This is a genomic window from Cuspidothrix issatschenkoi CHARLIE-1 (genome assembly GCF_002934005.1).
GTDB lineage: Bacteria > Cyanobacteriota > Cyanobacteriia > Cyanobacteriales > Nostocaceae > Cuspidothrix > Cuspidothrix issatschenkoi.
This window is the reverse complement of the sequence record NZ_PGEM01000083.1, coordinates 1-15,231: the sequence shown is the minus strand read 5'-3', so window position 1 is coordinate 15,231 and position 15,231 is coordinate 1. Positions and strand designations below refer to the sequence as shown.

The 15,231-nt window shown below is 38.8% G+C and carries 13 protein-coding genes; 6 read left to right on the top strand and 7 right to left on the bottom strand.

Going from position 1 to position 15,231, the window contains the following annotated elements:
- The first annotated feature begins 87 nt into the window (after positions 1 to 87).
- From CUN59_RS12280 to CUN59_RS12255, 6 genes are all read left to right on the top strand, one after another.
- Positions 88 to 582, top strand: a complete 495-nt coding sequence (locus tag CUN59_RS12280) for a bifunctional nuclease family protein (protein ID WP_104388115.1) — start codon at positions 88 to 90, stop codon at positions 580 to 582.
- 453 nt (positions 583 to 1,035) lie between these two features.
- Complete coding sequence (locus CUN59_RS22665) at positions 1,036 to 1,389, top strand: hypothetical protein (protein ID WP_104388114.1); 354 nt, start codon at positions 1,036 to 1,038, stop codon at positions 1,387 to 1,389.
- A gap of 31 nt (positions 1,390 to 1,420) precedes the next feature.
- The gene (locus CUN59_RS12270; protein ID WP_438501816.1) at positions 1,421 to 5,053 is read left to right on the top strand and encodes a hybrid sensor histidine kinase/response regulator; all 3,633 of its coding nucleotides are present in this window, start codon (positions 1,421 to 1,423) and stop codon (positions 5,051 to 5,053) included.
- 98 nt (positions 5,054 to 5,151) lie between these two features.
- A complete protein-coding gene (locus CUN59_RS12265; protein WP_104388113.1) occupies positions 5,152 to 6,282 on the top strand; it encodes an aldo/keto reductase in 1,131 nt (376 codons plus the stop codon).
- Between the two features lie 275 nt (positions 6,283 to 6,557).
- Positions 6,558 to 6,875: an RNA-binding regulator gene (gene rbp, locus CUN59_RS12260; protein ID WP_104388112.1), complete on the top strand. Its 318-nt coding sequence runs from the start codon at positions 6,558 to 6,560 to the stop codon at positions 6,873 to 6,875.
- A gap of 816 nt (positions 6,876 to 7,691) precedes the next feature.
- Complete coding sequence (locus CUN59_RS12255; protein WP_104388111.1) at positions 7,692 to 8,606, top strand: ribonuclease D; 915 nt, start codon at positions 7,692 to 7,694, stop codon at positions 8,604 to 8,606.
- 32 nt (positions 8,607 to 8,638) lie between these two features.
- On the opposite strand, the gene CUN59_RS12250 is transcribed toward CUN59_RS12255, so the two are convergent.
- The 7 genes from CUN59_RS12250 to CUN59_RS12220 form a co-directional block, all read right to left on the bottom strand.
- Positions 8,639 to 9,826 carry an FtsW/RodA/SpoVE family cell cycle protein gene (locus CUN59_RS12250; RefSeq protein WP_104388110.1) on the bottom strand — a complete coding sequence of 396 codons (1,188 nt, stop codon included), beginning with the start codon at positions 9,824 to 9,826 and terminating at the stop codon, positions 8,639 to 8,641.
- Positions 9,827 to 9,844: 18 nt separating this feature from the next.
- A complete protein-coding gene (gene proB / locus CUN59_RS12245) occupies positions 9,845 to 10,954 on the bottom strand; it encodes a glutamate 5-kinase (protein ID WP_104388109.1) in 1,110 nt (369 codons plus the stop codon).
- A 402-nt stretch (positions 10,955 to 11,356) separates the two neighbouring features.
- A complete protein-coding gene (locus tag CUN59_RS12240) occupies positions 11,357 to 11,881 on the bottom strand; it encodes a YqeG family HAD IIIA-type phosphatase (RefSeq protein WP_104388108.1) in 525 nt (174 codons plus the stop codon).
- A 270-nt stretch (positions 11,882 to 12,151) separates the two neighbouring features.
- The gene (locus CUN59_RS12235) at positions 12,152 to 12,724 is read right to left on the bottom strand and encodes a DUF3727 domain-containing protein (RefSeq protein ID WP_104388107.1); all 573 of its coding nucleotides are present in this window, start codon (positions 12,722 to 12,724) and stop codon (positions 12,152 to 12,154) included.
- Positions 12,725 to 12,852: 128 nt separating this feature from the next.
- Positions 12,853 to 13,350: a Holliday junction resolvase RuvX gene (gene ruvX, locus CUN59_RS12230; protein ID WP_104388106.1), complete on the bottom strand. Its 498-nt coding sequence runs from the start codon at positions 13,348 to 13,350 to the stop codon at positions 12,853 to 12,855.
- Positions 13,331 to 14,524 carry a GNAT family N-acetyltransferase gene (locus CUN59_RS12225; RefSeq protein WP_104388105.1) on the bottom strand — a complete coding sequence of 398 codons (1,194 nt, stop codon included), beginning with the start codon at positions 14,522 to 14,524 and terminating at the stop codon, positions 13,331 to 13,333. The genes ruvX and CUN59_RS12225 overlap by 20 nt, the downstream gene beginning before the upstream one ends.
- A 218-nt stretch (positions 14,525 to 14,742) precedes the next feature.
- The gene (locus tag CUN59_RS12220) at positions 14,743 to 14,943 is read right to left on the bottom strand and encodes a hypothetical protein (RefSeq protein ID WP_104388104.1); all 201 of its coding nucleotides are present in this window, start codon (positions 14,941 to 14,943) and stop codon (positions 14,743 to 14,745) included.
- Positions 14,944 to 15,231 lie beyond the last annotated feature (288 nt).

Genomic DNA, 15,231 nt, shown 5'->3' with positions numbered 1-15,231 from the left:
TGTTTATTTCTGCCCCAGGAAGAACAGAAAAAGTGTGTTACTTACTACATAGTCCCAAGCGATTAAAGAATTTTAGAGGCTGAACCAATGATAGAAATGAAAGTCGCTGGTATAGCATTAGATGCGATCACCCGCAGTCCAATTGTACTTCTGAAGGATGGTTCAGATCGTCGGGCTTTACCCATTTATATAGGTCAGGAACAAGCTAGGGCAATTATGGGGGCAATGGAAAATCAAAAGCCTCCTCGACCTTTAACACATGACCTAATGGTGAATATGCTCGAAGCATGGAATATGACTTTAGATAAAGTTATTATTCATACTTTGCAAAAGGATACCTTTTATGCCGCCTTAATTCTTCAGCAAGGAGAGGTGAAAAAAGAGATTGATGCTCGTCCTAGTGATGCGATCGCTATTGCTTTGCGTACAAATACACCAATTTGGGTCATGGAAGAAGTTGTAGCTGATGCTTCTATTCCTGTGGATCGTGATGCTGATGAAGCTGAACAGCAAGCTTTCCGGGAATTTATTTCCAATCTCCGTCCTGAAGATTTGATTAAACGGTTTGGTAATGGTGATTAAGTTGTAAATAATGAGAATGGAGAAAAATCATAAAATCGTCAAAAATCTACAATTTCTCCATTTTTTCTCAACCTCAACAATGATGATCATGGCGGATTTCATCGCTATCGGTTTTGATATAGAATTTCTACACCGATGATAATGACAATACGATCAGCAATCAAGAAATCTATCTAAAGATAGACTTTTTAAAATAACTATTATCTGCTATTAATCTGTGGTGTAATATTGTACTTATAGTTAGATGAAACTTAATTTCAAGACAGATGAAACTACTATTAATTAATAGTTAAAATCATTCCAGCAGATTGCAACTCAATGAGGCTTCCGTCAGCGTCAACCGAAGGGTACAAACTGAAAACCTAAACATGGCTACGCTATCGGATAGGAAGAGTGTTTCACCTCCTGCCTTCTGCTGTATTTCCATAGCTAGATAGAAATTTAAGAGCCTCAATGTTAAATATTAATCACTTGAGGATAAGAGATTTACTAAAAATACCTGTCCGTTTAGGGGTGGTAAGAGCTACAAGTGCAATTTCTATTTTCATAGGTGGACTGGTACTACTAGGCTGGTATTTTGATCTTGAAATTCTCAAAAAGGGTTTTCTTGGTAGTCCTGCCACCATGAAAGCAAATACAGCATTATGTTTTTTGCTGTCTGGATTATCCCTATGGATATCCCAAGGTATGACGGAAACAAGGCGTGTGTTTTACCTGTGGCTGTCTCGATTTTTTACGGTAACAGTAGCCGGAATGTGGGTTACTAACAATTATTCAATATGTATTGGGCTGGAATTTCAAAATTGATGAATTTTTATTTCGGGACTCACCAATAGTATTGACCACATCCCACCCTGGACGCATGGGGTTTAACACCGCACTCAGTTTCATCCTGATTAATGTAGCTATATATCTAATTATTCAGCCAAATAAACAGCGTAGTTATTGGGTTGCCCAAATTTTCACGATTATAGCTGCCTTGATTTGTCTTCAGTCGCTGATGGGATATGCCTACAAAGAAGATTTGCTTTATCGTATTGCTCTACACACAACATCAATGGCATTACATACGGCTGTAACTTTGATGATATTGTCTATGGGCATTCTGTGGGCGAGTTCAAGGCAGGGTTTGATGCGGGTAATAACTAATGATAGTTATGGTGGGTTAATAGCTAGGCGTTTATTATTACCAGCAATAATCATACCTTTTTTACTAGGTTGGTTAATACTCAACGGTGAACGGGCAAGGATGTACGATTTTGCCTTTGGAATTTCACTGTTTGCTATTGTTGTAATTATCGTTTTTACCATTTTAGCTTGGCAAAGTGCGCTGATAATTGATCGCCTCAGTCGGCAACGAGATCGCGCTCAAGAAGCATCGAAAGAAAATGAAGAGAAATTGCAAAGTTTCGTTAACTCCAACGTTATTGGTATTCTTTTTGGCGACATAAATGGGTGCATTTACCAAGCAAACAAGGAATTTTTGAGAATAATTGATTACACACAAGAGGATTTACTAGCTGGTAGGATAGATTGGCGGCATCTGACACCACCAGAATACTTATATTTAGATGAACAAGCGATCGCTCAAGCTAAATCTAGTGTAGATGGTGCTTGTATGCCATTTCAAAAAGAATATATTCGTAAAGATGGTGGTCGCCTTCCCGTATTACTTGGTTTTGTGTTGATGGGAGAAGAACGGGAGAAATCAGTGGCCTTTATCCTAGATATTAGTGAACGAGAAGCCGCACTCAGTGAAATCCAGAAAAGCAAGAAAAAAATCCTCGAACTCAACCAAAAATTACAGCGACGAGTCACCGAGTTACAAACTTTGTTGGACATGATTCCTATTGGTATTGGCATAGCGAAAGATCCAGAATGCCAAACTATTAACATGAATCCGGCTTTTGCCAAGTTACTGAGAATGCAACCCCATGAAAATGCCTCTCTGACTGCCCCTGTAGAAGAAAAACCGACACAATTTAAAGTTTTCCGTGAAGGTAGAGAACTGAGTGCAAAAGAACTGCCCATGCAGTATTCTGCCGCTCATGGTGTGGAAATTTTGGATTGTGAAGTTGATGTTGTCCATGAGGATGGTACAGTCATCAATTTGTTGGAATATGTTACTCCCCTATTTGATGAAGATGGTGAAACTAGAGGATGTATCGGTGCATTTTTGGATATTACAGAACGAAAGCAAGCAGAGAACTTGCTGCGAAATCACCAAAAATGGTTAGAAGATATACTTAACTTAATGCCAATACCATTAGTATTTATTGAACCAGAAACGGCGCGGGTAATATTTGCTAATCAGGCTGCTGATAAATTAGCTGGGGGTGAATTTCCCAAAAACATACCAGCCGCAGAATATCAGACTATTTATGATTGTAGGGATGCCGCAGGTAATCCCATTCCTAATGAACAAATGCCAGGAGTGCGGGTAGCGCGTGGGGAAAGTTTGGCAGGTTTTGAGATAGATTGGCATACCTCTACAGGTATTCACTCTCTGCTCATATTTGCTGATACTATGCCAGTTATGCACGGTCATCCATCAACCTGTCTCTTAACTTTCCAAGATATTAGTGAACTCAAGCAAATAGAAAAAGACCTGTCATCGGGCTATAAAAATCTTCAGCTACTATTTAATACGGCTAATATTCTTCTATCTAGTCAAAAACCGGTCACATTGATTGAGGCTGTTTTTCAAGAACTAGCAAAGCAGATTAATTTAGATGTTTACTTTAACTATGTAATTCAAGGCAACTCTCAGGTGATGCAGTTAGTTTCTTACACAGGTTTTTCTGAGGAAATCGCCAAAGAACTTGCCACCTTGGAGTTTGGTGAAGCTATATATGGCACTATAGCTCAGGAACGACGGGTAATTGCTTTAGATCATGTCCAGGAATCTACTGACCCAAAAACAGAGTTCCTCCGTTTTTTGGGAATACAAGCCTTTTATGGTTATCCCCTCATAGCTCAGGAGCAGTTAATTGGGACTCTTTTTTTTGGTAGTCGGAGACTGTCAGAATTCAGTGAAAATCAAAAAGCGATTATGCAAGCAGTTTGTAACCAAGTAGCGATCGCTATGGATCGAGCTAGTTTGATTGCTTCCTTGCAGACACAAACTGAACAGTTACGGGAAGCTAACCGCATGAAGGATGAGTTTCTGGCGGTGTTATCCCATGAATTGCGATCGCCCCTAAATGCCATCCTTGGCTGGTCTCATCTTCTACGTACTCGCCAATTCAGCCCAGATAAAATAGCCCAGGGATTAGAAACTATTGAGCGCAACGCCAAAAAGCAAAACCAGTTAATAGATGATCTGTTGGATATCTCGCGCATTATTCGCGGCAAATTAAAGTTTAATCCTCAGACTTGCGATTTAGTTCCCATTATTACCTCAGCCATTGAAACTGTTTCTTTAGCTGCCCAGGCGAAGGAAATTAATTTGCACTTTTACCCCTATTTTAGTGATTCCAGGGAGTCAGAAGTGGACACAAAAACGTTGTTGTCCTCTGTCCCTGCTGTGATAGTTTCCGGGGATTCTGACCGCTTACAACAGATTCTTTGGAATTTGTTAACCAATGCTATTAAATTCACACCCCAAGGCGGTAATGTCGAAATCAGGCTAGATCAGATTAATCTTAGCAACCCAGACCTAAGCAATAGCAGGGGAGTAGAGAGACTGGGGAGCAGAGGAGAAGAAATTCCATCAATAGTTTCACACGGGCAAGGAAGTAATTATCAACAACTACCATTGAGAAGATATGCTCAAATTCAAGTTATTGATAATGGTGTTGGAATTAGTGCAGATTTTCTTCCCCATGTTTTTGATCGCTTTCGTCAAGCCGATAGTTCTAGCACTAGATCCTATGGTGGATTAGGATTGGGATTATCACTTGTGCGGCATTTGGTAGAACTCCATGGTGGTACTGTTGATGTAAAAAGTTCAGGTCATAACCAAGGATCAACATTTACAATTAAACTACCACTTCTGGAAGAAAGCACAAATGCACAGAAGCAGAAATCCCTAGATGAAGTAGAAGAATCTGCCTCTTTACCTCTCAAGTCTTCTAGATCCTTGCCTGAACTCACCAATGTGCGCGTGTTAGTGGTAGATGATGAAACCGATAGCCGTAAATTTATGAAGACCGTACTGGAAGAATGCCAAGCAGAAGTTACAGCAGTGGCATCAGTATCAGAAGCATTGCAGATGCTAAAGCGATGGCAACCAGATGTTTTAATTAGTGATATTGGGATGCCACAAGAAGATGGTTACTCATTAATTCGCCAAGTGCGATCGCTCCCCTCAGACAAAGGCGGAAATATCCCAGCCGCCGCACTAACAGCCTATGCTGGAACAGAAGACCGAATGCGGGCTATCCAAGCAGGTTTTCAACTTCATTTACCAAAACCCATTGAACCAGCCGAACTAGCAATAGTAGTTGCTAGTTTGGTAAAACGTAACTAGAACAGGGAATAGGGAACAGAGTTGAAAGTCATGAGAGTGTATAGTTTTTTAGGTAAATTCTGTATCTCATTCAAGTGCATACCGCTATAATCACCTATATGCAATATCGTCGTTTTGGTAAAACTAATTTACAAATTTCTGTTTTTTCTTTGGGAACCATGCGCTATTTAAGTGATAGCAAAAATGTCCGGCAAACAATTGAAAAAGCTTTATTTTTAGGAATTAATCATTTAGAAACAGCAAGAGGTTATGGCGACAGCGAAACATATTTAGGAACAGCCATAAAAACTGGTTTATCAGTCCCGCGAAATCAACTTTATATTACTACTAAAATTCCTCCCACACCTGATGCCGATACTATGCGTCAGTATATTGATGAATCTTTAAAACGGTTAAATACAGATTATCTTGATTGTTTGGGAATTCATGGTTTAAATACTTGGCAACATTTAGGATGGGTACAATCCCAAAACGGCTGTATGCAAGCTGTCCAGGAAGCTGTCAATGATGGCAGGGTTAGACATATTGGCTTTTCTACCCACGCACCATTAGATATCATTTTAGCTGCTATAAATACAGATTTCTTTGATTTTGTCAATCTCCATTATTATTATTTTTTCCAACGTAATGCCCCGGCTATTGAGTTGGCAGCAAAAAAAGATATGGGTATTTTTATTATTTCTCCTGCTGATAAAGGTGGAAAATTATATACTCCATCCCTAACCTTAACAGAAATTTGTCATCCCTTGACACCCTTAGATTTCAATTATCGTTTTTTGCTCAGTGATCAACGTATTACTACCTTGAGTATCGGACCAGAAAAGCCAGAAGAATTAGCAATTTCTTTAGACCTTTTCGATTATGCAAATGAATTGACAAAAATTGAAATTGATATTTTAGAAAAATTAGCACATCACCAAAATCAGGTTTTATTAACTGATAAATGCAGTCAATGTTATGCTTGTTTACCTTGTCCAGAAAATATTCACATCCCCGAAGTTTTAAGATTAAGAAATTTGGCTGTAGCTTATGATATGACCGATTATGGTAAATATCGTTATGCAATGTTTGAAAATGCTGGTCATTGGTTTCCTGGTATGAAAGCCAACCGTTGTACAGAATGTGGCGATTGTTTGCCCAAATGTCCCGAAAAATTAGATATTCCCGCTTTACTCACAGATAGTCATGAACGACTACAGGGAAAATCAGGTAGAAGATTGTGGGGGTAATAACCGCCTACTAGCAGACAAAAAGCAACAGGGGATTGGTAATTGCGGATTGCAACCCGTCCTAGTCCCTCCCCCTTAGCCCCTGCTTCCTACAAGATGATTAATTTTTTTAATTTACCTCCCTATATATAAATTTTTTATGCTATAATCGGATTCGAGAAGTAATTCGGTGGACCACGTTTGTTTTTAGTATTGATCGGCTTTTTACCATTGGTATTTACAGACTTTTCTCCGAAATCTAAATCTCTACACTCTTATGATTTTGGAGCAGATTTATGTCAATTTATGTAGGCAATCTTTCTTATCAAGTTACCCAGGACGCTCTAAGTGCAGTTTTTGCAGAATATGGTACTGTAAAGCGTGTACAATTACCCACTGACCGGGAAACAGGCAGACTACGGGGTTTCGGTTTTGTGGAAATGGAATCTGATGCTCAAGAAGAAGCAGCAATTGAAGCCCTAGATGGTGCTGAATGGATGGGACGTGATTTGAAAGTGAACAAAGCTAAACCCAGAGAAGATCGTGGTGGTGGCGGTTCTTTTGGTGGAAATCGTGGTGGTGGTGGCGGTAATTTCCGCGGTAACCGCTACTAATAGCTATCAATTTGAGAAGGGAATTAGTTAGTTAAGCATTTGCTAACTTTCGTTAACTAACGATCTACTTTCCCCATGGCATACATACCACTGGTGAAAAGCGGTCGAATTTCACCGGATGTACGATATATTTTACCTATAGCCTGTAAGCTATTTAGAATTAAGAGTATCTGGAGAAATACCATCTTGGCAAACTATTCCTCTGTAAATCAAGATAGTCACTGCGTCAAGAAAATATAATACTCTTAATTCAGTTTGCTTCTTTGTGCGAGAACCAAGCACGGCAAACACTTATTAAGTGCGCGAGGAATTTATCTTTGTGCATTGGTTGATACGCCTTGGTTGAAAGAAAAAAATCTCAACTTATGTATTTGTTGGCATTAGTTAGCAAAAAAGTATCGGATGTCTATCTGCCTCAAATATATAATTTAAGTTTACCACAAGCTCAGGTATTAATTCCTGAGCTTTTTTCGTGGATATAGGAGAAGATAGGAGGCAGGAGGTGAAACACCCTTGCAGCTTGGGTTTTGGTTATTCAGTTTGTACCTCACGGATGTGCGATAAAAGAAGTATTGTAGGGTGCGTCAGATATGACAAATCTGTTTATTGATAGAATTTATGCAGTCTGACGCACCCTACTTATCTTTTCATAAATCAAATATTATGCCTATAGAATGGACTGAATAAATTCAAAGTTTGTAGGGGTAATTCATGAATTACCCCTAGGAAAGAATAAAGGTTTCAGTTACATGTGGCATAAGTCCTATATAAAATATAGGTGTAGCAAAACAAATTCAAATCTTCCGACATCTACCAATGCCTTATATTACTGCTGCTAAGGAAATTAGTTCTCTCATTGCTGAATATAGCAAAACTAAAATTTTGTGGATAGATACAGAAATTGCCGATTATAAAAGTCCTAATCCTAGATTATCACTAATTCAGGTATTGGATGATCCTGAAGATATGACTGGTGATCGGGTGTATTTGCTGGATGTTCTGAATCAATCAGATGTAATTGCTGATTTTATTGATCAGATTATGAAGAATGAGAGGATTGAAAAGGTTTTTCATAATGCTAGTTATGATCTGAAATTTTTAGGCGGTAAAAAAGCGAAAAATGTTACTTGTACTTTAGCCAAGGCTAAAAAAATTCCTGTTTATTTATTACCATTACCTAACTATCAACTGCAAACTTTAGCTACTCAACTTTGTAATTTTCATGGAATTGATAAACAAGAACAAAGCGGTGATTGGGGTAAAAGACCATTAACATCAGTACAGATAGAATATGCCTATCTTGATTGTATTTATCTAGCCCAAGTATATTTAAAGTTATTAACAATAGAGTCAAAATTAAATATAGATCCTAGTAGTGAAGATTTAAGTTTATTGACTGCTAGATATGTGGAAATCGAACAGCAACAGAAAATACTTAAATCTGAATTTGAGCATTTACAGGAACGAGTTAAGCAAGCTATGTTAGCCCAGGATGTTCAAGAAACTTCTTACTGTAAGCTGACTAGCTATGAGCGAAAAACTTTCAAAACTCAGTTTCAAGAATTGAGAGATTTGATAGAAAATCAAGGGATTGATTTAGATTTTACCATTACTTTAACCGAAGATATACGGAAAAATTTAGGAGTTAATCTAGAAAAATTGCCTGTTAATGTTGATATAAATACTTATTGGAAAATAACGCCTCAGAAACAGGAACATGAAGAATATTGAGGAATTGGGAAAGTAATTGAATAGGACTAATTCTAAAAAAATCGTCTTCTTGGCCGATTTTCAGATGGTGTTTTGTGGAGGGGAACTACTTCTGCTTTGCCACTTTCCCTGGCTACTCGAATTAATAAAGCTGAAGATATTAAACTAGCAATCATGGAATTACCACCATAACTAAACATGGGTAAGGGTAAACCTGTAGTTGGTAATGCGCCTATGGTGACACCAATATGTAATAATGACTGGCCAATTATCAGAACTACCATACCAATGGCGACTAATTGGGATGTCAAATTTTTAGATTTGAGGGCAACAATTAATCCTATGGTGGTAAATATGGCTAACATTAGTAATAGTAAAATACCTCCCACAAAACCAAATTCTTCAGAAAAAATTGCAAAGATAAAATCAGTATCTTGAATAGGCAAATAAAACAATTTTTGTTGAGAAAGTCCAAACCCAGATCCCCAAGTTTGACCTGAACCTACAGCTAGTAAACTTTGTACTAATTGATAACCATCTCCTGTGGCATCACCCCAAGGATTCATAAAGGACATAATACGTTTACGTTGATATTCTTTGATGCTAATACTTAGTAAGGCTAAAAGTACACCTCCAAGGGCTGTTCCTCCCAGGTATTTATAGGGTAGTCCTGCGGCTAAGGCTATAAACCAAATTGTCATCCCACAAAGTGCTGTGGTACTTAAATTAGGTTGTGCAAGAATTCCTAAGAGAACAAGACCAAAAACACCTAACCATGATAAACGCATTTCCCAAGATAGTTTTTCCCATTTGCTAAAAAGTGTGGCACTTTGTAGCACTAAAAACGGTTTAATTAATTCTGATGGTTGAATAGGAATGGGTCCGATGGCTATCCATCTGGCTGCATCAAAGGCTTTTTTTCCTAATCCTGGGATTAAGGTCACAAAAATCAACATTAGGAACAATATTAAAAACCAATGAGATACTCCTAAAATTTTCCGCAATGGCAAATTAACAATGATGTTGAAAATAATTAAGGAAACGATACCCCAAAGCATTTGACGTTTGAAATAATATAAACCATCACCATGACGTTCATCAGCTACGGGATAGGATGCAGAGAAGAGGATGATTAGGCCAATAAACATCCATGTTAATATTAGCCAACGCAATATACGGGCTTCTAACCCCCAGGTAGAAACAGAATTATCAAAAATTGGGATTAAACGTAGTAGATTCACAATTTGGTAATTGGTAATTTAAATTAACACTAAATTATCTCGATGTATTACAGTATCCACACCTTCATAACCTAAAATTGAGGGTATTTCTCGTGAATGTCGGCCGCAAATCTTTTGCAATTCATTACTACTGTAATTTACTAGTCCTCTAGCAATTTCATGATCATTAGTATCATATAATTGCACTGCTTCTTGATTGTCGAATTTTCCTTCTACGGCTTTAATACCTGCGGCCAATAAGGATTTTCCCCCTTTGGTAATGGCGGCGATCGCTCCTGGATCTAAATATAATTTTCCTCCGGGGATCAAACCATAGGCTATCCAACGTTTCCGGGCTGACGTGGGTTCTGGTTGGGGTAAAAAGTGTGTACCGATGAGTTCTCCTTGAATAATTTTGGCAATGTTGTGAGGAAACAGCCCTTGGGTGATAACTGTGCGGATACCAGCAGCGATCGCAATTCTGGCCGCAGAAATTTTTGTCATCATTCCTCCTGTTCCCCATTGAGAACCCTGTCCATCGGTTTGAATTTGTAGTTCGGTCAGTTCTTGCATACTGCTAACTACACTAATAGGTTTAGCATCAGGTACGGAACGGGGATCGGCTGAATATAATCTATCAACATCGGTGAGCAAAAATAACCAGTCTGCTTCTACTAAACTAGCGACTAATGCCGAGAGAGTATCATTATCCCCGAATTTTAACTCTTCTACCGCTACTGTATCATTTTCATTCACAACAGGAATTACTCCTAAATTGAGTAGTTCTTGAAAAGTGTTATTAACATTCAGATAGCGGCTACGTTGTACCAAATCTGCTCTAGTTAATAATACTTGGGCAATAGGTTGTTGTAAGATAGTAAATAAATCATCGTATATACGCATTAATCGCCCTTGACCAACTGCTGCTACAGCTTGTTTTAAGGCTATGGCTTTAGGACGTTCAGTTAAACCTAACCGCGCACAACCCACCCCCACAGCACCAGAGGAAACTAAAATTACCCGATGTCCCTGTCTTCGTAAATCAGAGAGAGTTTCCGCTAAAGTAGCAATGCTAGAAAGGGCTAATTGTCCTGTTTCTGGTTGGGTAAGACTAGAAGTACCGATTTTAATAACAATTGTTTGGGTCATTAGTCAAGTTGTCAGTTGTCAACAGTTAACAGTTAACAGTCACCTGCTATACTTCCAAAAAATTATACAGCGCCAATCCCTCTATAGTGAAGGTTGACGCTGTATGAGTTTATATTGATTTATTATCTGCTAGGGTCTTTTTCGGCTGACCCTGATATTATCAAAATCAATGATCCCTCATTTTTTGCAAACTATAGAATTTCTTAATTATTTCTTTAGGTTTACTTTTTTTACAAATTATCAATGTTTGTAAATCTTTGTATCCTAAACCACACAAAAAAACACAATATAGCAGGAGGCAGTGGCATGGCTAACGCCACACAGGCTATCGCTCAGTAACCGTTTGTATCTCATTCAACTGCATATCGCTGTATTATTTTTACCTTCCTTGCCCCTGCGCCCCTACCTCTTCCCGGTAATAGATGCCCCTAGTATTTCCGATATCCAAACTTCAATGTTACGGATGGGGTGGGTACGCAGGTCTGTAAAATCAGGATGGATAATTGGCTCAACTAAAATTGTAAACATTCCTAAACGATTACCCGCTAAGATATCTGTAAACAAGCGATCGCCTACCATTCCCACTTGATGGGCTGGTAAATTCATCTCTTGTAATGCCGCCCTAATTTTCCTACGGGAGGGTTTAGCCGCACCTAAGTAGTAAGGTAAATCTAAAGAACGGGCAATACTACCAATTCTGGCTTCACTTAAATTATTACTAACTAACCATAATGTTGTAGAATAACGAATTGCTTCTACCCATACTTGCAGTTCTGGGAAAGTCGAACCCGCTCTAATTGGTACTAAGGTTTCATCTACATCCAATACTAGACCTTTAAGCCCATATTGTTGGATTATGTCTGGTGTCAGAGTCAAGATTGAGCCTGGTAAAATCAAATCAGGCTGTAATAGATGATTGCGGGTCATAAGTAGGTTTGTGTTAAAAATTGTCCTTGGGATAAGGTAGGAGGCAGAGGGCAGCGGAAAAAGGGTTTTATCCTTGTTTTCTTTTCCTTACACACTTTGATTTTATTTTGCTAACCTACTTGGTTCAATAGACATCTGGTGGTAATTAAATGTGCATAACCACTAAACCCTTGTAGGGACAATTCATGAATTGTCCCTAGGATAATTTTCACTCCTATGTCTAATAGGATTAAACTTAATCTTCTTGAATAGGGCAACAGTCAACCGTAACTACTCAACTTCGTTAAAAAGATGTTCTTCTAACAGGGGTTGAAATTGGCGAAACTCTTCAGGAGAAAGTAATTCTGGTTCACCTGTCTTAGTAATTCTGGCAAAAAAGAGCAGGGGATCGAGGGGAGTATAAATGGCATACTCCTGGTCTTGATGATAAAAAGTGGCAATTTCCAGCAGTTGCTCTGGTTCTAAACCATTTTCTTCATCTTCAATTTCTAAAGTGAATAATTTTGACTCCTCTTCAGGAGGTAAATCACCTGCTACAGTCAGGGCATAAGCAGTATTTTTGAGAATGAGATTTTGCTCAGAAAGAACCGCTTGAGCAGTGCTAAAAATTTCTTCGATGACTTCATCATCTTCTACTAAAACTGCTTCCTCTTCTTCGCCATCAGTTTCCCAAGCGAAAATTTCTATGGGTGCATCTACAGGTAACAGCAGGACATATTTCTGTCCGTCTACTGAGAGGGTATGCTCAATGTAACATTCTAAAGTTCGTTTTAGCTCATCTGTCAAAGTCAGAGAACTTTCGGGAGCGTGATCATTATCTTCAGGGAATGGAGAGGAAAACATAGCTGAATTATCTAAATTTAAATAATACTCTTAAATATGGAAATCATTGAACCGTTAAATGACAGCCGATGTCAACCATAAATTGAGAGATACAAGCAATAGTTTTTAGAATATCATGTTAAAAGGGATCACTCATCAGTAAATGTTACTGATCTGTGTACCGAAGTTCGCCGCACATCTAACCATTGTTGTAAAATCAAGGCTGCCGCCTTACGGTCAATTAAATCTTTATTTCTGGATGGGGAACGGTTTTCTGAAATTAATAGTTGTTCTGCTTGAAAGGAAGTTAAGCGTTCATCCATATATTCCAAAGGCAGTTGGAGAGACTTAGCTAGTCTAGTGGCAAATTTTTGGACATGACGCGCTTGAAAACCCAAAGAACCATCCATGTTATATGGTAAACCGACAACTAAAATTTGTACTTGTCGGTCATTAACTATTTGTTGAATTTTTTCCACATCTTCAACAAAAGACTTACGCTCAATTGTGGTGATACCTGTGGCAATTAAGCCAGTACCATCACAACCGGCTAAACCGATGCGTTTACTACCAACATCAATACCCAAGGCAGAGATAAATGATTTGGAGGAATCAGAGATCACGTTATTATTGCTCCTGGGGTTCATCTGGCATTGCTTCCGAGGGAGAAGCTATATCTATATTAACGGCTTGTTGTATGGGCTGGTGTTCTTGTACCCATGACATTCCTCCGGGGATAGGTTTCCGGGTTGGTTGCAGTCCTTGTAACATTTCTTGCCATTGAATCCCTTCCAAGGAGACAAATTTAGATTCTCGGAGTTTATGCCAAACGGAACGAGACATGATTAATGTATGTTCTATGCGTTTCGCCCCGATGCGTTCTAAATATTCTTCTCTTTCTGGTTGATAGTCAGAAGAAGCTAGTTGTAGTCCTTGTTGGGGAACATCTTGGGCAATGCGGGCTAATTGAGACAATAGTTCAGGATATAGCCAAGTATAAGCGGGATGAACTGTAAGTGTGGCTACGTGGGGATTTTCACCTGTGCGGTCAAGTTGAATCTGAAAATACCCTATGGCTGCTTTGCGTTGGGGTTCAAAGACATAACCGCTTACAACTTCGGTTTTTGTCATCCACTGTTTGACTGCATCGCTAATAGCACCAAAGAATGTGGTTTTAAAGTCGTGGGTGTGACGGTCAAATACTTGCCGGACTAAGGGTGGCATGGATGCTGTATCTAATTGATAGAGCAATTGAGCGTCAGCGTTACTAACTGGGAGGAGATTGGGTAAATCTGGCTCGGTTTGGATTAATTCAGCTAATAATTGGGGGTTAATTTCCCAATATGTCATTTCTGCCAGACGTTGAAAACCGTTGTGGCGATACAGTGCTAAAGCATCAACATCATTGACGTTAACTTCTAAAATCCAAGTCCGCGCTTCTAGAATGGACTCAAAGCAATGGCGCAGTAATTGTGATCCTACTCCCATGCGATCGCTACTACCTGCTAACATCACTCTATCAATCCGCCAAGTGCTGCGGGTGCGGTTAAACGGTGATATTTGAATCATACCCAGGAGGATGCGCCCCTGTTGGGCGACGTAACCCCAAAAGCGATACTGTAAGGGATTGGGAAACCAACTTAAAAATTTCAGGAATCCATACCAGCGTCGTAACCATTGCATTTTTTGCATGGCCTCGTCAACTTCTTGTGGGGAAAGAGGGGATAAGGATTCTTGAGTTAGGCGTTCGATTTCGTCCAAGTCCCTATGTTGGACTGGTCGAATAATCACGCTGAGGTTTCGAGGGAGTAGTGAAGTCATTTTGATTCAAGCCGCGATTTAACCTTGACAAAATATGATTGGTGGTCTAATGCTACAATTATTTTAACGGCTTTTGGCTCTTAGGTCTTGCTTCTAAAGAGTGATTTTCTTAACTAAATACTTAAAAGAATATCAAAAGCAAAATATAGCGGCTTTGGGGCTAAAACCACAATATCTGCTTTTATTCTATGTGAATTACAGGAAAAATGCTGTTAGATCTATAAAACTTGACGAGAAGCAAATTTTTCAAAGTCAGCTTGGGTTTGATGAAGCAATTGCTGACGACTATCTTCTACTGTCTGCTTAAGGGTTGGAACCAGGTTGCGAGCTTGCAGTGTCATGTGCAACTGTAGATGAGCTACATATTCACTTATATCTTGATTATCTACAGTTGCGCCCGTTAGTACATTGGATTCCATTGCCACTGTGTTCTCCTTTGTAAGGTTTGTGTAATTGTTTGACTAGATCAGAAGGTATCATGTTTTTCACCTAGCTTCTTATTTCGTAACGAAGTTTAATGAATGGTTGACTGTTGACTGCTGACTATTGAGAGGGAAGAGTAAATTTTAATTGTTTTTTGAATATCGCATATTCTATACCCTAAATAATTAGAGATTAAGGACACAAAAGTATATATTTCTAATCTTCCCAAAGAGTAAAATTTTCCTGAAAAACTTCATCCCAACTTAAAACCCACATTCCGCACC

Coding starts and splice junctions, on each gene's coding strand:
- CUN59_RS12280 (WP_104388115.1), top strand. CDS start 88: ATGATAGAAATGAAAGTCGCTGGTATAGCATTAGATGCGATCACCCGC.
- CUN59_RS22665 (WP_104388114.1), top strand. CDS start 1,036: ATGTTAAATATTAATCACTTGAGGATAAGAGATTTACTAAAAATACCT.
- CUN59_RS12265 (WP_104388113.1), top strand. CDS start 5,152: ATGCAATATCGTCGTTTTGGTAAAACTAATTTACAAATTTCTGTTTTT.
- rbp (WP_104388112.1), top strand. CDS start 6,558: ATGTCAATTTATGTAGGCAATCTTTCTTATCAAGTTACCCAGGACGCT.
- CUN59_RS12255 (WP_104388111.1), top strand. CDS start 7,692: ATGCCTTATATTACTGCTGCTAAGGAAATTAGTTCTCTCATTGCTGAA.
- proB (WP_104388109.1), bottom strand. CDS start 10,954: ATGACCCAAACAATTGTTATTAAAATCGGTACTTCTAGTCTTACCCAA.
- CUN59_RS12240 (WP_104388108.1), bottom strand. CDS start 11,881: ATGACCCGCAATCATCTATTACAGCCTGATTTGATTTTACCAGGCTCA.
- CUN59_RS12235 (WP_104388107.1), bottom strand. CDS start 12,724: ATGTTTTCCTCTCCATTCCCTGAAGATAATGATCACGCTCCCGAAAGT.
- ruvX (WP_104388106.1), bottom strand. CDS start 13,350: ATGAACCCCAGGAGCAATAATAACGTGATCTCTGATTCCTCCAAATCA.
- CUN59_RS12225 (WP_104388105.1), bottom strand. CDS start 14,524: ATGACTTCACTACTCCCTCGAAACCTCAGCGTGATTATTCGACCAGTC.
- CUN59_RS12220 (WP_104388104.1), bottom strand. CDS start 14,943: ATGGAATCCAATGTACTAACGGGCGCAACTGTAGATAATCAAGATATA.